Origin of the sequence: Isoptericola halotolerans (assembly GCF_013149785.1) — a bacterium.
Taxonomy (GTDB): Bacteria; Actinomycetota; Actinomycetes; order Actinomycetales; family Cellulomonadaceae; genus Isoptericola; species Isoptericola halotolerans.
In genome coordinates this window covers 275,384-297,480 of sequence record NZ_JABEZU010000005.1, presented here as the reverse complement: position 1 = coordinate 297,480, position 22,097 = coordinate 275,384, and the positions used below count along the sequence as shown (strand labels likewise).

Here is a 22,097-nt window from a genome sequence, read left to right as displayed (position 1 = left end):
TACGTTCCTTCCGTCGTCGTCAGGCGCACCCTGCGGTGCGCCTGTGAGCGTCAAGGTAGTGCACGCGGAGCCGTGATGCGCGCCGGTCCACCGGCCCCGCTCCCACCTTCGACCGACTGCGGACTCCTCACCATGACGTAGATCACGGATTCTTGACCGCCACCTGGTGTCCGGGCGGAGAAAGTCAGGACACAATGAGTAGTGACCACCCGTGGGTGACCCGCGCCGTCGCGACCCCGGCGACGCGGCCGACCCTGCACGGGACGCCTGACACGAGCGGTCGCCGGTCCACGGCGGCAGCCCGCAGAAGAGAGAGGTTGCTGGTGGCTTCGTACGACGAGACCGGACCGCTGATCGACGGTCTGCTCAGCGCTGTGCCGGACATCGACCCGTCCGAGACCTCGGAGTGGGTGGAGTCCCTCGACGGTCTGATCGACGACAAGGGCGGCCCGCGGGCCCGCTACGTCATGCTCAATCTCCTGCGGCGCGCCCGTGAGCGCAGCGTGCAGATCCCCACGTCGGTGGCGACCCCGTACGTCAACACCATCGGCGTTCACGAGGAGCCCTACTTCCCGGGTGACGAGGCGCTGGAGCGGAAGTACCGTTCCTGGAACCGCTGGAACGCCGCTGTCATGGTGACCCGCGCGCAGCGTCCGGGCCTTTCCGTCGGCGGGCACATCTCCTCCTACGCGTCCGTGGCGACCCTCACCGAGGTCGGCCTCAACCACTTCTTCCGCGGCAAGGACCACGCCGGCGGCGGCGACCAGGTGTACTTCCAGGGGCACTCCTCGCCCGGCATGTACTCCCGCGCCTACCTCGAGGGCCGGCTCTCCGCGGACCAGCTCGACGGGTTCCGCCAGGAGAAGTCGCATGCGGGTGGCGGCCTGCCGTCCTACCCGCACCCGCGCCTCATGCCGGACTTCTGGGAGTTCCCGACGGTCTCGATGGGCCTCGGCCCCGCGTCGGCCATCTACCAGGCCTGGACCAACAGGTACCTGCACAACCGCGGGATCAAGGACACCAGCCAGCAGGACGTCTGGGCGTTCCTCGGCGACGGCGAGATGGACGAGCCGGAGTCGCGCGGCCTCATCCAGCACGCCGCCCACCAGGGGCTCGACAACCTCACCTTCGTGGTCAACTGCAACCTGCAGCGCCTCGACGGCCCGGTGCGCGGCAACGGCAAGATCATGCAGGAGCTCGAGGCGCAGTTCCGCGGTGCCGGCTGGAACGTCATCAAGGTCGTCTGGGGCCGCGAGTGGGACGCGCTGCTCAACGCGGACAAGGACCGCGCCCTGGTCAACCTCATGAACTCCACGCCGGACGGCGACTTCCAGACCTACCGGGCCGAGTCCGGTGCGTTCATCCGCGAGCACTTCTTCGGTCGCGACCCGCGCACCAAGGCCCTCGTCGAGAAGATGACCGACGACGACATCTGGAACATGAAGCGCGGCGGGCACGACTACCGCAAGATCTACGCCGCGTACGCCGCCGCCCGCGCCCACACCGGCCAGCCGACCGTCATCCTCGCCCAGACGGTCAAGGGCTACGCCCTGGGCTCCGGGTTCGCGGGCCGCAACGCCACGCACCAGATGAAGAAGGTCAAGAACACCGACCTCAAGGTGCTGCGCGACACGCTGCACATCCCGCTGTCGGACGAGCAGATCGACGCCGAGCCGAACCTGCCGCCGTACTTCCACCCCGGCATGGACGACGACGCCGTGCAGTACATGCTCGAGCGCCGCCGCCAGCTCGGCGGCTTCGTCCCCGAGCGCCGCTCCACGCCGAAGCCGGTCACCCTGCCGGAGCCGAAGACGTACGAGCTGCTCAAGAAGGGGTCGGGCACGCAGGAGGTCGCCTCCACCATGGCGTTCGTGCGCCTGCTCAAGGACCTCATCAAGGACAAGGAGATCGGGCCGCGCGTCGTGCCGATCATCCCGGACGAGGCGCGCACCTTCGGCCTGGACGCGATCTTCCCGAGCGCGAAGATCTTCAACACCGCCGGCCAGAACTACCTCGCCGTGGACCGCGAGCTCATGCTGAGCTACAAGGAGTCCGAGGCCGGGCAGATCATGCACACCGGCATCAACGAGGCCGGCTCGGCCGCCGCGTTCCAGGCGGTCGGCACGTCGTACGCCACCCACGGCGAGCACATGGTGCCGTTCTACATCTTCTACTCGATGTTCGGCTTCCAGCGCACGGGCGACCAGTTCTGGGCGGCCGGCGACCAGCTCACGCGCGGTTTCATCATCGGCGCGACGGCGGGACGCACCACGCTGACCGGCGAGGGCCTGCAGCACGCCGACGGCCACTCGCCGCTGCTGGCCGGGACGAACAGCGCCATCGTGCAGTACGACCCCGCCTACGGCTACGAGATCCGGCACATCGTGCGGGACGGCATCGAGCGCATGTACGGCGACGGGTCGGACGGCCGGGACCAGAACGTCATGTACTACCTCACGGTGTACAACGAGCCGATGGTCCAGCCGGCCGAGTCCGAGGACGTGGACGTCGACGGCATCCTGCGCGGCATCCACCGCATCTCGGTCGAGCAGGGCGAGGGTCCCAAGGCCCAGCTCCTCGCGTCGGGCGTGGGTGTGCCGTGGGCGCTCGAGGCGCAGCAGCTGCTGCGCGACGACTGGGGTGTCTCGGCGGACGTGTGGTCGGTGACGAGCTGGAACGAGCTGCGCCGCGACGCGCTCGCGGCCGAGAAGGACGCGCTGATCGACCCGGCGTCCGAGCCGCGGGTCCCCTACGTGACGCAGAAGCTCTCCGACGCCTCCGGTCCGTTCGTCGCCTCCAGCGACTACGACCACCTGGTCCCCGACCAGATCCGTGCCTGGGTCCCGGGCGACTACGCGGTGCTGGGTGCCGACGGCTTCGGGTTCTCCGACACCCGCGCCGCTGCCCGCCGGCACTTCCTCATCGACGGCCCGTCGATGGTCGTCAAGACGCTGCAGCAGCTCGCCCGTCGTGGCGAGGTGCCCCGCGAGGTCGTGGCCCAGGCCGTCGAGAAGTACCGCCTCACGGACGTCACGGCCGGCACGTCCGGCTCGGTGGGCGGCGACAGCTGACCGCCTGACCACGGCACACGGCGGCCCCCGCACCGATCCACCGGTGCGGGGGCCGCCGTCGTCCGGGGCGCGTCGCCCGAGCGCGGGTCTACCGCGGCGAGCCGGGCGACAGGTCGGTGGCCTCCGCCGCGGCGACGGCCTGCTCGAGCTCTGCCCGCATCGCTGCCACGGCGGAGGAGTCCGGGTGCTCGGCGAGGGTGGACAGGTGCTGCTTGGCCTCGAAGACCCGCTCCGCCTCCAGCGCCGCGAGCACGAGCTGGCGGCCCACCTCCGGCGTCTGCTCCCGCACGCGCCAGTGGCCGATCCCCAGGCCGAGCGCCTCCACCGGCATGCCGGCGTCACGCAGGACCTGCAGGCTCTCCGCGAGGGCAGCACCCGACCTGTCCCGCTCGGCGGCGGTGGCGAACCGGCGTGCGGCGCCCTCAGGGTCCTCCGCCACGGACAGCCTGCCGAGCTCGAGCAGCGGCCGCCACGCCTTGGGGTGCCCGGCGAGCTCCTCGGCCAGGGACCAGACCGCGAGGTCCGCGTCCTGCTGCCGGTCGGCCTCCTCCTCCGGCGCGGTGAGCGGGTCCTCGGTCGAAGGCTCCACCGCTCGCCGGCGCACCAGCTCGGCCAGGGCCTCGAAGGCAGGGGCATCGTTGGGGTCGTCGTGCAGCATCGCGCGCAGCGCGTCCTCGTGCACGGTGTCGCCGTAGCGACGGGTCTCGCTGGGGCGCCGGGTGCCGACGCGCGACGTCGAGCGTTGCCGGCGCAGCAGCTGGCGTAGTCGGGGCATGAGAGCCATACCACGACCATATCGGGTGACCGCCGTCGAGGTCGGTCGAGAACTGTCGGCGCCCGCCGTGGCGAGACGTTTGTGCACTCCCCACAACGATGGCTCTATCCTCGACGCATGTCGACCTCGACCGTCTCGCGCGACGAGAACGTCCAGCGCGTCCGCGAAGGCCTCGGGCTGCTCACCGCCGCAGCCATGCGCCGCCTCGACGAGGAGGTGGTCTGGTACCGCCAGCTCCCCGCCGAGGACCGGTCCTACGTCGCGCTCGTCGCCCAGACCGGCATCAACGCGTTCGCCACCTGGTTCGCCGACCCGAAGCAGACTCCGCACGGCGTCGGTGAGATGTTCGCCGCGGCTCCCCCGGAGCTGACCCGCTCGATCTCGCTGCAGCACACGCTGCAGCTCGTGCGCCTCATGGTGGACGTCGTCGAGTCGCACTCGGACCAGATCGCCTCGCCCGGCTACGAGCGCGAGCTGCGCGAGGCCGTCCTGCGGTACTCGCGCGAGGTCGCCTTCTCCGCGGCCGAGGTCTACGCCCGCGCCGCCGAGGTGCGGGGCGCCTGGGACGCCCGGCTGGAGGCCCTGGTGGTCGACGCCATCGTGCGGGGCGACACCGACGACGCCCTGCGGTCGCGGGTGTCGGCCCTGGGGTGGAGCGGGCGCGGTCAGGCGCTGGTGGTCGTCGGCGAGGCGACGTCGGGGCTCGACGACGTCGGCACCGCGGACCTGCGGCGGGCTGCCCGCCGGGCTGCCGGCGACACCCTCGTGGGCATCCACGGGGACCGGCTCGTGCTCGTGCTCGGCGGCGAGAACGACCTGCAGGCGGCGGCCGGTTCGCTGCTGGGTCGGTTCGGCCCCGGACCGGTGGTCTTCGGCCCCGTGGTGGCGAGCATCACCGAGACTCCGGCGTCGGCCCGCGCCGCCCTGGCGGGCCTGGCGGCCGCGCCGGCCTGGCCCCAGGCCCCGCGTCCGGTCCCGGCCGACGACCTGCTGCCCGAGCGCGTCCTGACAGGTGACCGGACGGCGCGCAGGATCCTGGTGGCCCAGGCCTACCGCCCGCTGCAGGAGGCCACCGGTTCCGTGCTGGACACCCTGTCGGCCTACCTCGGCACGGGCCGCTCCCTGGAAGCGGCCGCCCGGCGCCTGTACGTCCACCCCAACACCGTCCGCTACCGGCTGCGCAAGGTCTCGGAGATCACCGGCTGGGACCCGCTCGACGCCCGTGAGTCGTTCGTCCTGCAGATCGCTCTCGCCCTCGGGCAGGTCGACGTCGAGGACTGAGCGTGCGGGGCGCGTTGACGATTCCCACAACCGGCCCTGGTGAGGTTGGTACGGGTCGCCACGCTCCCCGAGGCGCCGCAGGTGGCACCGTGGTCACGTGCTCGCCGTCGTCTGCCCTGGACAGGGCTCTCAGACCCCCGGGATGCTCAGCCCCTGGCTGGAGCTGCCCGGCACCGCCGACCTGCTCGACTCGTTCTCCGCCGCCGCGGGCAGCGACCTCACGCTCCACGGGACCACGTCGGACGCGGACACCATCCGTGACACGGCCGTCGCCCAGCCGCTCATCGTCTCGGCCTCGCTCCTCGCGCTGCGCGCGATCCTCGACGGACGGGCCACCCCCGATGTCGTCGACGTCACCGCCGGGCACTCGGTCGGCGAGCTCTCCGCCGCGGCCGTCGCCGGGGTGCTCGACGACGCCGGCGCCGTCGGCCTCGTCTCGCACCGCGCCCGGGCCATGGCCGACGCGGCCGCGGCCGGTCCGTCCGGGATGAGCGCCGTCGTCGGCGGCGACCCCGACGAGGTCCTGGCCGCGATCGAGGCCGCCGGGCTCTTCCCGGCCAACGTCAACGGCGGTGGGCAGGTCGTCGCCGCCGGGGACACCGAACGTCTCGCCGCTCTGGCCGAGAACCCGCCGGCGCGCACCCGGGTGATCCCGCTGCCGGTCGCCGGGGCGTTCCACACCCCCTTCATGGAGCCCGCGCGCGCGTCCTTCGAGAAGGTCGCCACCACCTGGCTCGCGACCGACCCGCGGCTGCCGCTGCTCAGCAACGCCGACGGCGAGGACTACTCACGGCTCGGAGAGGGCGCGCACGGCCACGGCCGGTCGACCGACGTGCTGACCCGCCTCACCGCCCAGGTCACCGCACCGGTCCGCTGGGACCGGTGCCAGGAGACGCTGGCCGAGCGGGGGGTCACGGGCATCCTCGAGCTCGCCCCCGGCGGCGTCCTGACCGGGCTGGCCAAGCGGGCGCTCAAGGGCGTCGAGTCGGTCGCCGTGAAGTCGCCCGACGACGTCGAGGCCGCCCGTGACCTCGTCGCCCGCCACTCCGTGGTCGGGGCGGCGGCGTGACCCGCAAGGCGCTGCGCCAGGCCGAGCCCGTCCGGTACTCGCGGCTGCTCTCGGTGGCCGCGGAGCGCGGCAGCGAGACCGTCACCAACGACGACGTGGCCGGGCCGATCGACTCCTCCGACGAGTGGATCCGCCAGCGCACCGGCATCGTCACGCGACGCCGTGCCACGGCCGACGTCGACGTGCTCGACCTCGCCGAGGCCGCGGCCCGCAAGGCGCTCGACGACGCCGGTCTGACCGGCGCGGACATCGACGCGGTGATCCTGTCCACGATCACCTACTTCCACCAGACCCCGTCGGGCGCGGCGGTCCTGGCGGACCGCCTCGGCGCGACCCCTGCCGCGGCCTACGACATCTCGGCGGCGTGCGCCGGGTACGCGTACGGCATCGGCCAGGCGGACGCCCTCGTGCGCTCCGGGGCGGCACGCAACGTCCTGGTGATCGGCGCGGAGAAGCTGAGCGACATCGTCGACCCGACCGACCGGACCATCTCGTTCCTGCTCGGGGACGGCGCCGGCGCCGCCGTGGTGGGCGCCTCGGACACCCCCGGCATCGGACCCACGGTCTGGGGCTCGGACGGCTCCAAGGCACAGGCGATCCGTCAGACGCACTCCCTGCGGGAGCTCGCGGCCGACGGCTCCCTCGGCATGCCCACGCTGCGTCAGGACGGGCAGACCGTCTTCAAGTGGGCGAGCTTCCAGATGGCGCCCATCGCGGCCAAGGCCATGGCCGAGGCGGGCGTCGAGCCGGACGACATCCAGGTGTTCGTGCCGCACCAGGCGAACATGCGGATCATCGACCAGATGGTCAAGCAGCTCGGGCTGCCCGAGCACGTGGTCGTCGCCCGCGACATCGCCGACTCCGGGAACACCTCGGCGGCGTCGATCCCGCTCGCCACCGAACGGCTGCTCACCGAGGGGAAGGCCCGCTCGGGCGACCTCGCCCTGCAGATCGGGTTCGGCGCAGGGCTCGTCTACGCCGCCCAGGTGGTCGTGCTCCCGTAGCCACGCCCCGTAGAGTCCGAACCCGGTGGTGCGCGAGAATCGCACTGCCACACCCCGACCCGGTGCCGGACGGCCGGCACCACGTACAAGGAGAGACGCACCCCATGGCTCACACCGCTTCCGAGATCCTCGAGGGCCTCGCAGAGATCGTCGCCGAGGAGACCGGTCTGCCGACGGACGCCGTCGTCGCCGAGAAGTCCTTCACCGACGACCTCGACATCGACTCGCTGTCGATGATGACGATCGTCACCCACGCCGAGGACAAGTTCGGCGTGCGCATCCCGGACGACGAGGTCAAGAACCTCGCCACCGTCGGCGACGCCGTGAAGTACATCGAGGGCGCCCAGGCCTGAGGCCTGACCGACGACGCACCGCGTCGCCGCGCGGGCAGGCCCTCCCGGCCCGCCCGCGCGGCCCCTCGCACCATCCCCACCGAACCCAGGAGCTCCACCATGACCGCAGCTGCCTCACGCGACGTCGTCGTCACCGGCCTCGGCGCCACCACCCCGCTCGGCGGGGACGTGCCCAGCACGTGGTCGGCTGCGCTGGCCGGCGAGTCGGGTGCGCGGACCATGGACAACGACTGGGCGGAGAAGTACGGCATCCCCGTCACGTTCGCGGCGACCATCAAGGTCAAGCCGGAGGACGTCCTCCCGCGCCCGGAGATCAAGCGTATGGACCCGTCCACGCAGTACGCGATGATCGCGGCCCGCGAGGCATGGCAGGACGCCGGCGCACCCGAGGTCGACGGCGAGCGGCTCGGCGCCGTGGTGTCCTCCGGCATCGGAGGGATCTGGACCACCCTGGACGGCTGGGACACCCTGCGTGAGCGTGGCGCGCGGCGCGTGCTGCCGATGACCGTCCCGATGCTCATGCCCAACTCCCCCGTGGCGTACGTGTCCCTGGAGTTCGGCGCGCAGGCCGGCGCGCACTCGCTGGTCTCCGCGTGCGCCTCGGGCGCCGAGGCGATCGGCTACGGCATCGACATGATCCGTGCCGGGCGGGCCGACGTCGTGGTCTGCGGCGGCACCGAGGCAACGATCCACCCCATGCCGATCGCGGCCTTCGCCGCGTCGCGCACCCTCTCGCTGCGCAATGACGACCCGGCCGGCGCCTCGCGCCCGTACGACGTCGACCGCGACGGGTTCGTCATCGGTGAGGGCGCCGCCGTCGTCGTCCTCGAGAGTGCGGAGCACGCCGCGGCCCGCAACGCCAGGGTGTACGCCCGTCTCGCCGGGGTGGGTCTCTCCTCCGACGCCTACCACATCACGTCCCCCGACCCCGACGGCAAGGGCCAGGTCGCGGCGATGCGCCGTGCTCTGGCCGACGCCGACGCGACGGGCGCGGACGTCGTGCACGTCAACGCGCACGCCACCTCCACCAAGGTCGGGGACCTGACGGAGACCCGCTCGATCCGGTCGCTGCTGGGTGCCGACGCCGACCACGTCCAGCTCTCGGCGACGAAGTCGATGACGGGGCACCTGCTCGGCGGGGCAGGCGCCCTGGAGACGCTGTTCACCGTCAAGGCGGTGCACGAGCGGCTCGCTCCCCCGACCATCAACGTGGTCAACCCCGACCCGGAGCTCCAGGTCCCGCTGGTCCGTGACACCCCGTCGGCGCTGCCCGACGGCGACGTCGTGGCGATCAACAACTCCTTCGGTTTCGGGGGCCACAACGTCGCGCTGGCGGTCGCGAACGCCTGATTTCAGGCCCCTGACGCCGACCGGGTGAAAACTGCGGGTGAAGTCTCCCCCGGTCGCGAAAGTGAGATACCTCACCTAGCGTGAGTGCCGCAAGCGACTATTGCTCGGCAACTCACCGCCTTTAGGGGGGCACTCATGGCCGCATCGCGCCTGCACGACGGCATCGCCAGCCGAGAACCGGCGAACCCACCACCAACACGACGGCGGAGACGCGCGCGCCGCAGGGGCGCAGCGGCCTTCGCCGTCGCGGCGGGAATGGCGGGAGCGGCCGCGCTGGCCGGTGTCCCTGCTGCTCACGCGGTACCGACGGATGACAGCGAGGCGCTCGGCAAGTTCCTCGGTGGAAGCGCCGGGGGTATCAACCTGGACGACCTCGCGACCGTCGAAGGTGCCCTCGCCGAGTTCCCCTCCGGGAGCGAGCTCGAGACCAACCCGCTGGCCGCCGAGGTGCTCAACGCACTCGTGGTCGACCTGGGTGGCGGCCTGTCGCTGCTCGGCGAGAACGGGCTCATCGAGCTCGGCGCGGTGAACCAGTACGCCGCCGCCGATGCGGACGGCGCGACGGCCGCCTCCGGTGCCGTCAGCGATCAGGGCGCGATCGAGGTCGGTGGCTCGGCCGAGTTCCCCTCCGACGCGAGCGTGTCGTTGACACCATTGCTCGGAGACGCCGGGCTCGACGGGATCCTCTCCGAGCTCGAGCTCGAACTGGGTGCGCTCTCCAGCAGCGCGACATGGCCTGCCGGTGGCGACCCGACCGGGGAGTACCAGATCGCCGGCGCGACGTTCGGGATGGAGAGCCCCGCGGTCTCCGACGTCTCGTCGCTCGTCTACGACGACGTCGTACCGGTGGTCCAGACGGCTGTCGACTCGCTCGTGGGGCCTGACGGGCTTCTCGCGGGTGCACTCAACGCTCTCGGTGTCCTCGACCCGGTCCTGGGCATCCTGGGCGCCGACCTTGAGCCGGAGGTCGTCATCGACCTCGACCTCGAGGCCGCACTCGCGCCGGTCTTCGCGCAGAACTTCGGCGAGGAGGGCGTGATCCTCAACGTCGCCGACGGCACCGTCTTCGTCGACCTGGACACGATCCTGGGTGGCGACGGATCGCTCAACGGCCTGGACCCGAACACCGAGGTCCTGTCCGACGAGACGATCAACGCGATCCTCGCGGGCTTGAGCGCAGCTCTCGACGACCTGACGCTGGCTCTCGTCGACGCCGTCGACACGGCCCTGCGGTCGGCGAACCTGCTCGTCAGCGTCCAGGCGAACGTACCGAACCCGCTGCCGCTCACGCCCGATCTGCTCGACCTGAACATCATCCTCGACACGACCCTCGGGGACGTCGTGGCTGGCACGGTCGACCCGGGTGACGCGACGATCAGCATCTCGCTCTCCGGTATCCCGCTGGTCCTGCCTCTGGGCGACCTGGTGAACGGCCTCGCCGGGCCGCTCAACGACGTGCTGTTCGGACCGACGGGTGTGGTGAGCACGCTCGCGGGCACCATCACGTCCGAGGTGACCGACCCGCTGCTGACCACGCTGTCGCCGGCCTTCGAGGCGCTGAACGAGCTCGTCAGCCTCGTGGCCAACGTGCAGGAGCAGCCGGGCGACGTCGATCCCCACGACCCGACGGGTACGGAGTCGTTCACGCAGCGGGCGCTCACTCTGACGCTGGTTCCGGCCGGCCCGCTCGCTCAGGTCACGCTGGCCTCGTCCACGGTGCGCGCCGTGGAGGCCCAGCTCGACCTGGCCGTCACCGTCACGCCCGACGTCGCCGAGCCCGGCGACACGGTCACCGTGGAGGGCACCGGCTACACCCCGGACTCGACCGTCACGGTGGAGATCCGCGACTCCGAGGGCACCGTCATCGCGACGGTTCCCGACGTGCCCACGGACGCTGAGGGCAACTTCACCACCCCGGTGGAGATCCCCGAGGGCACCCCCGAGGGCGACTACACCGCGGTCGGCATCGACGACACCACCGGCCAGGAAGCAGAAGCTCCCCTGAGCATCGTGGATGAGGGCACCGAGGTCGACGGTGTTGAAGTTGACGGTGTCGAGGTCGACGGCGTTGAGGTCGACGGTGTCGAGGTCGACGGTGTCGAGGTCGACGGTGTTGAAGTTGACGGTGTCGAAGTTGACGGTGTCGAGGTCGACGGCGTTGAAGTTGACGGTGTCGAGGTCGACGGTGTCGAGGTCGACGGCGTTGAGGTCGACGGTGTCGAGGTCGACGGCGTCGAGGTCGACGGTGTCGAGGTCGACGGCGTTGAAGTTGACGGTGTCGAGGTCGACGGCGTCGAGGTCGACGGCGTTGAAGTTGACGGCGTTGAAGTTGACGGTGTCGAGGTCGACGGCGTTGAGGTCGACGGCGTTGAAGTTGACGGTGTCGAGGTCGACGGTGTCGAGGTCGACGGCGTTGAAGTTGACGGCGTTGAAGTTGACGGTGTCGAGGTCGACGGCGTTGAAGTTGACGGCGTTGAAGTTGACGGTGTCGAGGTCGACGGCGTTGAGGTCGACGGTGTCGAGGTCGACGGTGTCGAGGTCGACGGTGTCGAGGTCGACGGTGTCGAGGTCGACGGTGTCGAGGTCGACGGTGTCGAGGTCGACGGCGTTGAGGTCGACGGTGTCGAGGTCGACGGTGTCGAGGTCGACGGTGTCGAGGTCGACGGCGTTGAGGTCGACGGTGTCGAGGTCGACGGCGTTGAAGTTGACGGTGTCGAGGTCGACGGCGTTGAAGTTGACGGTGTCGAGGTCGACGGCGTTGAAGTTGACGGTGTCGAGGTCGACGGCGTTGAGGTCGACGGTGACGAGGACGAGCGCATGCTGACGGCCGACTTCGACGAGGAGCGGGTCCAGCGTGGCGAGGAGCAGACCTTCAACGCCGGGGGCTTCGAGCCTGGCGAAGAGGTCCAGGCGCGGATCAACTCCGAGCCGCTCAACCTCACGGTCCAGACCGCGAACGACGACGGTGAGGTCAGCTGGACGTTCGTCGTCCCGGCCGACTTCGAGGTGGGCCCGCACACGGGTACCGCCACCAGCGTCGACGTGGGCGACTCGGTCGTCGCGGCGTTCGAGGTCTACCTGACCCCGTCCGACGCGGCCGGTTCCCCTGGTTCCCCCGGTAGCAACGGTGGTAGCGCCTCCCCGGGAGGCACGACCACCGTCACCACCGGCGGGACCGGAGGCACGCTCCCGAAGACCGGTTCGGAGATCGCGATGTATCTTGCGCTCGCGTTCCTCCTGACCGGTGCGGGTACCGTGGCCCTCCGTGCGGCGAAGCGTCGCTCGCAGTCGGTGACCGACTGAGTCCGGCCACCGCACCATGACCCGGCGACCCGGCGCGACACACGTCGCGCCGGGTCGTCGGGTCCTCACCGCCCGATGAAGAGCTCAGGGGAGAATGTGACCGAGACGCGGACCAGGAAGCCGGCGTGGGTAGCGGTCGTCGCGGGAGTCCTGGGGTTGGTGGTCGCTGCTCATACGGCCGCGACATTCTTGTGGATCGCGCCGGAGAACGCCTTCAGCCGGGCGGTGGATGAACCGCTCGAGTCGGCCATGGACCCGGTGTTCCAGCAGAACTGGTCATTGTTCGCCCCGACACCGATCAACGTCGAGAACTCGCTCGAGGTGCGGGCGTTCGACGCGGACCTCGAGCCGAGCCCCTGGGTGGACGTCACGGACCTCGAGATCACCGCCAACTTCACGCACCACCTGCTGCCGAACCGCGGAAGCCGGCCCACCCGCATGCTCGCCGCCCGCGCGTACGCACAGTTCAACAAGCTCTCGGACGCGGAGCTCGCATCGCTGGGGAACCACTACCACCAGGATGCCTGGCTGCGTCTGGCAGAGGCTCTCGAGGACGCCGACGGCGCTTCCCCGGCAGCGCGGCGCAACCTCGCACTCCAGTACGACAAGGTCATGGCCGCCTACGCCACCGAGTACGTGCGAGCGACCGTGACCGACCTCGATCCGGTGTACGTCCAGTTCCGCGTCGTCCGGCAGCGGGCGACGCCGTTCCTGCAGCGCGGTGCTCCGCCTTCGGACCCGACGATCTACACGTTCGGGCGACGTCCGATGTACGAGTTCCCGCGTCAGGACTCCGACGCGTTCGGCGATGCGATCGCGAGGTTCCAGGGATGAGCGTCACGCAGGCGATCCGACCCGCGACAGAGCTCGGCGAACGCGCACTGGACTGGGTGAGCGACCGCCGTCGTGCGACGTACGGCAGCGCCCTGGTGCGGATCGCCTTCGGTGGTGGTGCGCTGGTCTTCCTACTGGCGCACATCCCGAACCGTGAGTACCTGTGGGGCGAGGCCGCCCGGTGGGCTGCTCCGCTGGACGACAACGGCGGTTTCGAGGCGCCCTTCACCGTCTTCGCCGGCGGGCTGGGTTCGACCCAGCTGACCCTCGCCTACGGCCTGATGGTCGTCCTCGCAGCTCTGGTCACGATCGGATGGCGCAGCCGGTGGGTCGTTCCCGTGTTCCTGGTGCTGTGGGTCAGCCTTCTCGAGTCGAACCCGCTGACCGGCGACCAGAGCGACAACATCTTCCGCATCCTCCTGCTCTACCTGTGCTTCGCCGACCTGGGCGGCAGATGGTCGCTGGACGCACGCCGTCGGGCGCGTGACCTGGCCCGCTGGGGCGTGGCGCGGCCGTTCGGTCGGTTCGGTTCCGACGTCGCGAACGCCCGCGCCGTCCAGCTCGGGACGCTGCTGCACAACTTCGCGATCGTCATGGCAGGGGCGCAGATCTGCCTCATCTACGTCGCGTCCGGCCTGTACAAGGCGCAGGGCCTGCGCTGGCAGGACGGCACGGCCGTCTACTACCCGCTGCAGCTCTCGCACTACCGGCCGTGGCCGTGGCTGGCGGACCTGCTCGTGGCGAACCCGTACATGGTCGCTGCCGTGACCTACTTCTCGGTCTTCATCCAGCTGTTCTTCCCGCTGATGCTCCTGCAGCGGTGGACTCGGGTCATCGCGATCCTCGGCGTCTTCGCCATGCACATCGGGATCGCCGTGGCGATGGGCCTGCCGTTCTTCTCGCTGTTCATCATGGCGGGCGACTGCCTGTTCGTGCGCGACACCACGTTCGCCGCCATGGAGCGTTCCGTCCGGCGGCGGACCGCACCGCTGGCCGAACGCCTCCGACGACGTCCGGCTCCCCCGCCGGAGAGCGCCGCTGGCCCGGAGGCGATCGACGTCCCCGGCGAGCTCGCCCACCGCTGACGCGCCGCCCGACAGGGGCGGCACGTCAGCGCGGTCGGCAGGTCACCGCTGGTGCCGTCTCAGCCCACCCGGTGCAGCCAACGCACCGGTGCTCCGGCACCGGCGTACCGGAAGGCCTCGAGCTCGTCGTCCCAGGCGCTGCCGAGCACCAGGTCCATCGCCGCGCGCAGGGCGTGGGGGTCCTGGTGGTTCTCCATCGCGCTGCGCACCCGGTCCTCGGGGACGACGACGTTGCCGTGCACGTCCGTCATCGCGTGGAAGAGGCCCAGGTCCGGCGTGTGCGACCAGCGGGCACCGTCGGCGCCGTGGCTGGCGTCCTCGGTGACCTCGTAGCGCAGGTGGTCCCACCCGCGCAGGGCGGACGCCAGCCGGGCACCTGTCCCCTGGGGGCCCTGCCAGGGGTACTCGGCGCGGTAGAGACCCCTGGCCGCAGGCTGGGGTGACCAGTCGAGCGAGACGTCCCCGCCCAGCACGTTTCCTGCCGCCCACTCGAGGTGGGGGCAGAGCGCGCGCGGCGCTGAGTGCACGAAGAGCACACCGTGGGTGATTGCGCCAGCCATCTTGTCCTCCCTGGGTTCCGAGGTCCGTCTTCCCCTACGTCCTCAGTGCCCGAGAATCTGCTGGTCAGCGCATCGCTACGGCGTGTCGTGTTGCTTCTGCCCATATCTTGCCGGACCCTGGCGGCACCCGCGAGGGGGACCCGGACATTTGAGGCACCTCAGAGGCGCTCTCGCAGCTCCCTCATCGCCTTCTTGCGGATGCCGCGCTCGAGCCGGTCGAGGTAGAGCTTGCCGTCCAGATGGTCGCACTCGTGCTGCAGGCAGCGAGCCATGAGCTCGGTGCCCTCCACGACCACGGGGTTGCCGTCGAGGTCGATCCCCTCGACCCGTGCGTACCACGCGCGCGTGGTCGGGTAGTAGAGGCCAGGGACGGACAGGCAACCCTCGTCGCCATCCTGGATCTCCTCCGAGACGTCCACGAGCCGCGGGTTGAGCACGTAGCCGATCTCGTCGTCGACGTTCCAGGAGAAGGCCCTCAGGTTGACGCCGATCTGGTTGGCAGCGAGCCCGGCACGCCCGTCCGCGTCGACGGTCTCGAGCAGGTCGTCCACGAGCCCGCGGACACGGTCGTCGATCGTCGTGATCTCGTCGCACGCCGTGCGCAGGACAGGGTCGGGCACCACCCGGATCTCTCGCATCGCCATAGGCGACATTCTCCCACGCCGACGCCGTGACCTGCGGCATCCGGACGCCTGACGGCAGTACGTCACACCGGCGCGACAAGACGGTTCCGGTAGGCTCGCGCCGCGCCCCGTTAGCTCAGCTGGTCAGAGCAGTCGACTCATAATCGATCGGTCGCGGGTTCAAGTCCCGCACGGGGCACCGCAGCGAGTCGTGCGGCGGCGCGGGCCCTTCGGGGCACGACAGAGGGCGGGCGCCGCACACGGCGGCACCCGCCCTCGAAGAGCGTCGGAGCCTACTTGCCGAAGGCGTCCTTGACGTTGTCACCGGCCTTCTTCAGGTTGGCCTTGGACTGGTCGGCCTGTCCCTCGGCCTCGAGCTTCTCGTCGTCGGAGGCCTTGCCCGTCGCTTCCTTGATCTTGCCGGCGGCTTCTTCCGCGGAGTGCTTGGCCTTGTCGGCGAATCCCATCATGAACCTCCATCTACGGGGATTCATGACGCTACGAGCGGTCGCCCATGCTCGCATCCGGGCTCGGGCCGGACGTCTGCCGCTAGCGTGGCCCCCATGTTCTCGCGCCGACGCCAGCTCCCCCCCACCGTTCGCCGTGCCGTGGCCGCCCAGGGGGCCGAGCGGCTCCTGGCGGGCGCCGAGCTCGCGGACGGTGATCACGCCGTCGCCACCACGGCGGGCCTCGCGGTGGTGTCCGGCGAGGGCGCGCGCGTCACCCTGCGACGCCCCTGGTGCGACGTGGACCGTGCGGCATTCGACCCCGAGCGCTCGGTGCTCTCGATCGTCTGGGTGGACGCCGCCCCCGACCTGCGGCTGCGCCTGCACGACCCGCGGACCACCAACCTGCCGGCCGTGCTGCACGAGCGCGTCCTGTGGTCCGTGGTGCTGGCCGAGACGGTGGACGTCCCCGGCGGTCGCGTCCGCCTCGCGGTGCGCCGCCGGCTGGACGGTTCGCTCTTCTCGCAGGCCGTCGCCGGCGACGGGGTCGACCTGGCGGACCCGACCGTCGCGGCCGTGGTGAACGCCACGGAGTCCAGGCTCCGGGGCGCGTGCGGACTACCGGGGTGAACCTGGTATTGTTTTTCCCGGCCCGGCGGTCCGCTGGAACGCCTGGCCCGACGATCCCGCGTAGCTCAGCTGGCAGAGCATCCGACTGTTAATCGGACGGTCACTGGTTCAAGTCCAGTCGCGGGAGCCCCCGGAACCAGCCCTCGGCCTGCTCGACAGGTCGGGGGCTGAGTCGTTCCTCGCCACCCCCGCGGCGGTCCCGCAGCGCAGGCGGGAGAAGTTGCCCCGGAATACCGGGGCCCGGTCGGGGACTTGACCTGAGACGTGACCTCCATCACGTCGGTCGGGCTGCGATCCGCACGGGGACCCGTCCTGCTCGCGCTCATGCTGTCCACCGCGCTCGTCGCCCTGGACGCGACGATCATCGCGACGGCGTCGGCCACCATCGCACGCGAGGTCGGCGGGTTCGAACAGCTCCCGTGGCTCTTCTCCACGTACCTCCTGGCGCAGGCCGTCGGCACCCCGCTGGCCGGGCGCCTGGCGGACGTGCTCGGCCGCCGGCGGATGATGCTGGGGGGCGTGGCCCTGTTCTTCCTCGGCTCGGTGGTGTGCGGCGCGGCACCCTCGATGGGCGTCCTGATCGCCGGCCGGGTGCTGCAGGGCCTCGGTGCGGGCGCCGTCATGCCGACGTCGCTGACCATCGCGGCGGACATCTACACGCTCGAGGAGCGGGCCAGGACCCAGGGCTACCTGGCGTCGGTGTGGGCGATCTCCTCCGTCGTCGGGCCCACGCTGGGCGGTGTCTTCTCCGAGTTCGTCAGCTGGCGCTGGATCTTCTTCGTCAACGTCCCGCTGTGCGCGCTCGCCGCCTGGATGCTGCTGCGCCGCTACCACGAGTCGCCCCGCGACGGTGCGCGCGAACCCATCGACTACCTGGGCGCCGGGCTGCTGGCGAGCGGCAGCACCGCCCTGCTCCTGGGCCTGCTGGAGGGTGGCAGCACCTGGGCCTGGGGATCGCCCGCTTCCCTCGTGCTCTTCGCCGCCGCCGTCGCGCTCCTGGCGGGGTTCGTGGTGCGCGCCCGCCGCGCCCGGCACCCGATCATCGACCTGGGCATCCTGCGACGCCGGGTGATCGCCGTCCCCACGGCAGCCTCCCTCCTGGTGGGGGTCATCGTGCTGGGGCTGGCCACCTACATCCCGATCTACGCCCAGGGCGTGCTCGGGGTCGGTCCGCTCGTGGCGGGTTTCACCCTGGCGGCGATGATGGTGGGCTGGCCGTTGTCCGCGACCAACGCCGGCCGCCTCTACCTGCGGCTCGGGTTCCGGCTGACCGCGATGACCGGTGCGACCCTGGTGCTCACCGGGACAGCCCTCGCCCTGCTGCTGGGCGCCTCCAGCGCCGTCGTCGCCGTCGCGGGCGTGTGCTTCCTCGTGGGTCTCGGTATGGGGCTGACGGCGGTCCCCACTCTCATCGCCGCTCAGTCGGCCGCGACGTTCACGGAGCGAGGCGCCGTGACCGGCACCACCATGTTCGCCCGGTCGCTGGGTTCCGCCGTCGGTGTCGCGGTGTGCGGTGCGATCGTCAACTCCCGCACGACCGTCGGAGCCGACGGCGTGCCCGAGGGTCCGGGGCTGATGTCGGCGATGCACGTCGTGTTCATCGTGCTCGCGGCCTGCGCGGCGGTCCTCCTGCTGGTGGCGACGCTCATGCCCGCCGACCGGGACCAGGCACGAGAACGCCGCGCGGGGACGGGGTCGGCCGAGGCCACCCCGACCCGCGCGGCGTGAGGCAGGGTCAGCCGCGCTGCTCCGCCTCGCGCGCGTCGCGTGCCGCCCCGAGCTCGGTGGTCGCGTCCGCGGTGGACAGCCGCCCGGTCGCCGACTCCAGGTGGGCGCGCACGAACCAGTGGAACTGCTCCAGCTCGCGCAGGTTGCCGATCAGCAGGTCGTTGGTGACGTCGTCGAGCTCGGCCGTGGCGTCCGCGGCGGCGCGGTGAGCACTGATGACGCCCTTGTACACCTCGTCGAGCGCACCGAGGTGCTCGGTCGTCGTGGCCCGACCCAGGTGGTAGTCCTCCCAGGTCCGGGACGCGACGAGCGCTCCCGGGGTGCCGTGCGGCTCCGCCCCGAGCGTCGCGATGCGCTCGGCGACGTCGTCGGCCATGAGCCGCACCGCGTCCACCTGCGGGTCGAGCATCTCGTGCACCGCGATGAAGTGCGGGCCCACCACGTTCCAGTGGACGTGCTTGAGCGTCAGGTGCAGGTCGGTCAGCGAGTTCAGCCGGTCCTGCAGGATCTCGGCGACCTTGGCGCCGTCCTCGGGCGTCAGCGACGGCACGGTGTAGGTGGGCACGTGCTTGGCAGCAGACATCTGGGCCTCCTCTGTCGAGCGATGTCGGGTGCGCCCATCGTGCCCACGAGTGCCGGGGCCCGCGACCGGACCGGCATCACACGCTCTCGCGCAGCTCGCGACGCTCCCTCTCGATGGCCACGAGCTGCGCGAACGCGGCACCGTAGGCGTCGGCGTCCCGGGCGGGGTCGAGGCGCTGCACCCGGCTCTTGGCGTCCGCGATCCGGCGGGTGAGGCCGAGGTCCATCACCTTGCGCACGACGTCGGCCACGTACGCCGCGATGACGTTCTCGCGGTCCTCGGGCACCGGCGCGACCGCGAGCTCGGTCACCAGCGGGCCGACGGCGTCGCCCGCCTCGTCGACGACGGCCTCCACCCAGCGGCTGCCGGCGACGTCGCGTCCGCTCGCCACTCCCCCGGCCGCCCGGACCGCGGCGTGCACCGCCCGCCACGCGGGGGTGGCGAAGGCGTCCTCGTCGAGGGTGTCGAACAGCGCCGGGACGTGCTGCGGGTACTGCAGCGTGACGACCAGCGCGAGCCGTTCGATGCGGGCGACGGGGTCGCGCGGGTCCGGTGCGGTGAGGACGGGGCTTCCCGGCCCGCCGTCCGGGCCCGACGCCGGAGCGTCGTCCCGCGGGCCGCGCACGTCACGCTCGTCGCCCCGTCGGGCGGGGCCCGACCGGGAGGAGGCGCGTCCGACCTCCCGGCGCACCTCCTCCGGGTCGAGGCCGATCCATCGCGCGAGCGAGCGGCTGTAGCCCATCTGCATGGAGCGGTCGCGGATGCCGGCCACGAGCGGGGCAGCCGTGCGCAGCGCGCCGACCCGCCCCTCGACGGTCTCCAGGTCGAAGCCGTCCAGGGTGGTGCGGATGACGAACTCGAAGAGCGGCACCCGGCCGTCCACGAGCGCCTTGACCGCTTCCGGACCTCGCGCCATGCGCAGGTCGCACGGGTCCATGCCGCTCGGCTCGACCGCCACGAACGTCTGGGCGTGGAACCTCTGGTCCTCGCCGAAGGCCCGCATGGCGGCCTTCTGCCCCGCGGCGTCACCGTCGAACGTGAAGATGATCTCGCCGCCGAGCGAGGCCCCGGAGGCGAGCTGCAGCCCGCCGCCGGCGGTGGTGTCCCCCAGCAGCCGCCGCACCACCTTGGCGTGGTCGGCGCCGAAGGCCGTGCCGCACGTGGCGACGGCGACCTCCACGCCGGACAGGTGCGCGGCCATCACGTCGGTGTACCCCTCGACGATCACCACCCGCTTGGACTGCGCGATCGCACGCTTGGCGAGGTCGATCCCGTAGAGCACCTGGGCCTTCTTGTACAGGCTGGTCTCGGGGGTGTTGAGGTACTTGGGGCCCTGGTCGGAGTCGAAGAGCTTGCGTGCGCCGAACCCGATGACGGCGCCCGTCACGTCCCGGATCGGCCAGACCAGCCGGCCGCGGAAACGGTCGTAGACGCCACGCTGCCCCTGGCTCACGAGCCCGGAGGCGACGAGCTCGGGCTGGGTGAAGCCGCGGCCCTGCAGGTGGCGCATCAGGGCGTCCCACCCGGTCGGCGCGAACCCGAGGCCGAACGTCTCCGCGTCGTCCCGGCCGAAGCTGCGCTCGGCGAGGAAGGCACGGGCGGCCTGCGCGTTCGGCGCGAAGAGCTGCTCGGCGTAGAACTCCGCGGCGACCCGGTGCGCCTCGATCAGCCGCTGCCGGCGTCCCGGTTCTTCCCGGGGCCCCCGCGAGGCGGCGGCCCCGGTGCGGGAGTCCTCGTAGCGCAGCTGCACCCCGACGCGGTCGGCGAGGTGCTCCACGGCGTCGGTGAACCCCATGCCGTCGATCTTCTGCACGAAGGAGATGACGTCCCCGCCCTCGCCGCAGCCGAAGCAGTGCCACCGCCCGACGCCGGGACGCACGTGGAACGAGGGTGAGCGCTCGTCGTGGAAGGGGCAGAGGCCCTTCATGGATCCGACGCCGGCGGACTTGAGGGTGACGTGCGCCGAGACGATCTCCTCGATCCTCGCGCGCTCGCGTACCGCCTCCACGTCCTCGCGCTTGATCAGCCCTGCCACGCAGGGGAGTCTATGCCCGGGCGGCCGGTCAGGGTGGCCGTCTCAGTCGTCCCGGCCCAGCAGCCGCGCGTGGAGCTGCATCGCCGAGACGTCGGTGAGGGAGGCGACCTGGTCGATGACGACACGCAGCCGAGCGCCGTCGTCGGCGGCGTGCTCCCAGTCCGCGGCGAAAGCCGGTTCGAGCGCCACCGGCGCCCGGTCGAGGAGCACCTCCACCAGCTCGGTGACGATGGCGCGCTGCGCACCGTAGACCGGTTCGGACTCCCGCGGCGCCATGACGTAGGTGACCGCGACACCCTTGAGGGCGAGGATCTCGTCCGCGGTCTCCGGCGGCACCACCAGCCGTGCGGAGTACCGCGTCAGCGGACCCTCGCCGTACAGCTCGCGGGTGGCCCGCTGGGCCGCTCCGCTGAACCGACCGATGAGCTGGCTCGTGGCGTCCTTGAGCGCGGCGAGCGCGCGCCGTGACCCGTCGAAGTCGGTGACCAGGTAGCCGGTGTCCCGCAGCCGGCACAGGGCGGCGTCGAGCGCCTCGGGGTCGTGCCAGTCGCCGTACCAGGACCGCACGTGCTCGACCACGCGGGCGCGCTCGGCCTCGTCGTCGAGGAGGCGCAGGTCGACACGCCCGCCGACCACCGCGTCCTCGACGTCGTGCACCGAGTAGCTGATGTCGTCGGCGAGGTCCATGACCTGCGCCTCCATGCATCGCACCCCACCGCGCGGCGCCCCCTGACGCAGCCAGGCGAACACCGGGGCGTCGTCGGGGTACACGCCGAACTTGTGGGTGGCGCGACCGTCCGGCCGCGCCGGCCCCTCGCCGAGCCGCCACGGGTACTTCACGCTCGCGTCGAGCGAGGCGCGCGTCAGGTTCAGGCCGCGCGGGGCGCCGTCGTCGGCGATGATCTTCGGCTCGAGCCGGGTGAGGAGCCGCAGTGTCTGGGCGTTGCCCTCGAAGCCGCCGATGTCCGCCGCGAGGTCCGCGAGCGCCCGTTCGCCGTTGTGCCCGAACGGCGGGTGGCCGAGGTCGTGCGTGAGGCAGGCCGTGTCGACGAGGTCCGGGTCGCACCCCAGTGCGCGCCCCATCTCGCGCCCCACCTGGGCGACCTCGAGGGAGTGGGTGAGCCGGGTGCGCACGAAGTCGTCGCTGCCGGGGGTGAGCACCTGGGTCTTGGCGCCGAGGCGGCGCAGCCCCGAGGAGTGCACCACCCGGGCGCGGTCCCGCTCGAAGGGGGTGCGGTGCTTGGACTTGGGCGGCTCGGTCGCCCAGCGCTCTGTGTCGGCGTCGGTGTACGAGGTCGTGCCCTCCTCGCCAGGAGCGGGGCGCGGCCCGCTCCCGACCACGGTCGGGTCGAACGCGTCCTGCGAGA

Annotated in this window: 18 protein-coding genes and 2 tRNA genes; 13 read left to right on the top strand and 7 right to left on the bottom strand. The window is 71.5% G+C overall.

From position 1 onward, the window contains the following. Window positions 1-323: 323 nt before the first annotated feature. Window positions 324-3,071, top strand: a complete 2,748-nt coding sequence (gene aceE, locus HDG69_RS18265; protein WP_171785245.1) for a pyruvate dehydrogenase (acetyl-transferring), homodimeric type — start codon at window positions 324-326, stop codon at window positions 3,069-3,071. An 88-nt stretch (window positions 3,072-3,159) separates the two neighbouring features. On the opposite strand, the gene HDG69_RS18260 is transcribed toward aceE, so the two are convergent. Continuing rightward, window positions 3,160-3,855 carry a hypothetical protein gene (locus HDG69_RS18260; RefSeq protein ID WP_171785244.1) on the bottom strand — a complete coding sequence of 232 codons (696 nt, stop codon included), beginning with the start codon at window positions 3,853-3,855 and terminating at the stop codon, window positions 3,160-3,162. Window positions 3,856-3,963: 108 nt separating this feature from the next. Between HDG69_RS18260 and HDG69_RS18255 the strand changes: the two genes are divergently transcribed. The 8 genes from HDG69_RS18255 (at window position 3,964) to HDG69_RS18215 (ending at window position 14,125) form a co-directional block, all read left to right on the top strand. Continuing rightward, window positions 3,964-5,127, top strand: a complete 1,164-nt coding sequence (locus HDG69_RS18255; RefSeq protein WP_171785243.1) for a PucR family transcriptional regulator — start codon at window positions 3,964-3,966, stop codon at window positions 5,125-5,127. Window positions 5,128-5,224: 97 nt separating this feature from the next. Next, window positions 5,225-6,196 (top strand): acyltransferase domain-containing protein, encoded by a 972-nt coding sequence (locus HDG69_RS18250; RefSeq protein ID WP_171785242.1) that lies wholly within the window; start codon window positions 5,225-5,227, stop codon window positions 6,194-6,196. Further along, window positions 6,193-7,200 (top strand): beta-ketoacyl-ACP synthase 3, encoded by a 1,008-nt coding sequence (locus HDG69_RS18245; RefSeq protein ID WP_171785241.1) that lies wholly within the window; start codon window positions 6,193-6,195, stop codon window positions 7,198-7,200. The genes HDG69_RS18250 and HDG69_RS18245 overlap by 4 nt, the downstream gene beginning before the upstream one ends. Before the next feature lie 104 nt (window positions 7,201-7,304). Continuing rightward, window positions 7,305-7,553 (top strand): acyl carrier protein, encoded by a 249-nt coding sequence (locus HDG69_RS18240; RefSeq protein WP_106269616.1) that lies wholly within the window; start codon window positions 7,305-7,307, stop codon window positions 7,551-7,553. A gap of 99 nt (window positions 7,554-7,652) precedes the next feature. Further along, window positions 7,653-8,903 (top strand): beta-ketoacyl-[acyl-carrier-protein] synthase family protein, encoded by a 1,251-nt coding sequence (locus tag HDG69_RS18235; RefSeq protein ID WP_171785240.1) that lies wholly within the window; start codon window positions 7,653-7,655, stop codon window positions 8,901-8,903. 135 nt (window positions 8,904-9,038) lie between these two features. Then, window positions 9,039-12,206 (top strand): choice-of-anchor G family protein, encoded by a 3,168-nt coding sequence (locus tag HDG69_RS19250; RefSeq protein ID WP_246256770.1) that lies wholly within the window; start codon window positions 9,039-9,041, stop codon window positions 12,204-12,206. 75 nt (window positions 12,207-12,281) lie between these two features. Beyond that, window positions 12,282-13,040, top strand: a complete 759-nt coding sequence (locus HDG69_RS18220; RefSeq protein WP_281360243.1) for a DUF5819 family protein — start codon at window positions 12,282-12,284, stop codon at window positions 13,038-13,040. Continuing rightward, complete coding sequence (locus tag HDG69_RS18215) at window positions 13,037-14,125, top strand: HTTM domain-containing protein (RefSeq protein WP_171785238.1); 1,089 nt, start codon at window positions 13,037-13,039, stop codon at window positions 14,123-14,125. Before HDG69_RS18220 ends, HDG69_RS18215 begins: the two co-directional genes overlap by 4 nt. A 59-nt stretch (window positions 14,126-14,184) precedes the next feature. Here the strand turns inward: HDG69_RS18215 and HDG69_RS18210 are convergent, their stop codons facing one another. Both HDG69_RS18210 and def read right to left on the bottom strand, forming a co-directional pair. Next, window positions 14,185-14,685, bottom strand: coding sequence for a DUF3145 domain-containing protein (locus HDG69_RS18210; protein WP_171785237.1), 501 nt, complete (start codon window positions 14,683-14,685; stop codon window positions 14,185-14,187). A 158-nt stretch (window positions 14,686-14,843) separates the two neighbouring features. After that, window positions 14,844-15,329, bottom strand: coding sequence for a peptide deformylase (def, locus tag HDG69_RS18205; RefSeq protein ID WP_171785236.1), 486 nt, complete (start codon window positions 15,327-15,329; stop codon window positions 14,844-14,846). Between the two features lie 104 nt (window positions 15,330-15,433). Between def and HDG69_RS18200 the strand changes: the two genes are divergently transcribed. Further along, window positions 15,434-15,507, top strand: a tRNA-Ile gene (locus tag HDG69_RS18200). A gap of 94 nt (window positions 15,508-15,601) precedes the next feature. On the opposite strand, the gene HDG69_RS18195 is transcribed toward HDG69_RS18200, so the two are convergent. Continuing rightward, on the bottom strand, window positions 15,602-15,775 hold the full coding sequence (locus HDG69_RS18195; RefSeq protein WP_171785235.1) for a CsbD family protein: 174 nt from the start codon (window positions 15,773-15,775) through the stop codon (window positions 15,602-15,604). Between the two features lie 96 nt (window positions 15,776-15,871). Here HDG69_RS18195 and HDG69_RS18190 point away from each other — a divergent pair, with 96 nt between their 5' ends. The 3 genes from HDG69_RS18190 to HDG69_RS18180 all read left to right on the top strand — a co-directional run bounded on the left by HDG69_RS18190 (window position 15,872) and on the right by HDG69_RS18180 (window position 18,112). Beyond that, entirely contained in the window at window positions 15,872-16,384 is a 513-nt protein-coding gene (locus tag HDG69_RS18190; protein WP_171785234.1) for a hypothetical protein, read from the top strand. 54 nt (window positions 16,385-16,438) lie between these two features. Beyond that, window positions 16,439-16,511 (top strand) — tRNA-Asn (locus tag HDG69_RS18185). 197 nt (window positions 16,512-16,708) lie between these two features. Then, on the top strand, window positions 16,709-18,112 hold the full coding sequence (locus tag HDG69_RS18180) for an MDR family MFS transporter (protein WP_171785333.1): 1,404 nt from the start codon (window positions 16,709-16,711) through the stop codon (window positions 18,110-18,112). A gap of 7 nt (window positions 18,113-18,119) precedes the next feature. On the opposite strand, the gene HDG69_RS18175 is transcribed toward HDG69_RS18180, so the two are convergent. The 3 genes from HDG69_RS18175 to HDG69_RS18165 form a co-directional block, all read right to left on the bottom strand. Then, window positions 18,120-18,695, bottom strand: a complete 576-nt coding sequence (locus tag HDG69_RS18175; RefSeq protein WP_171785233.1) for a Dps family protein — start codon at window positions 18,693-18,695, stop codon at window positions 18,120-18,122. A gap of 76 nt (window positions 18,696-18,771) precedes the next feature. After that, on the bottom strand, window positions 18,772-20,730 hold the full coding sequence (dnaG, locus tag HDG69_RS18170) for a DNA primase (RefSeq protein WP_171785232.1): 1,959 nt from the start codon (window positions 20,728-20,730) through the stop codon (window positions 18,772-18,774). A gap of 42 nt (window positions 20,731-20,772) precedes the next feature. Beyond that, window positions 20,773-22,071, bottom strand: a complete 1,299-nt coding sequence (locus tag HDG69_RS18165) for a deoxyguanosinetriphosphate triphosphohydrolase (RefSeq protein WP_343036524.1) — start codon at window positions 22,069-22,071, stop codon at window positions 20,773-20,775. Window positions 22,072-22,097: the final 26 nt, after the last annotated feature.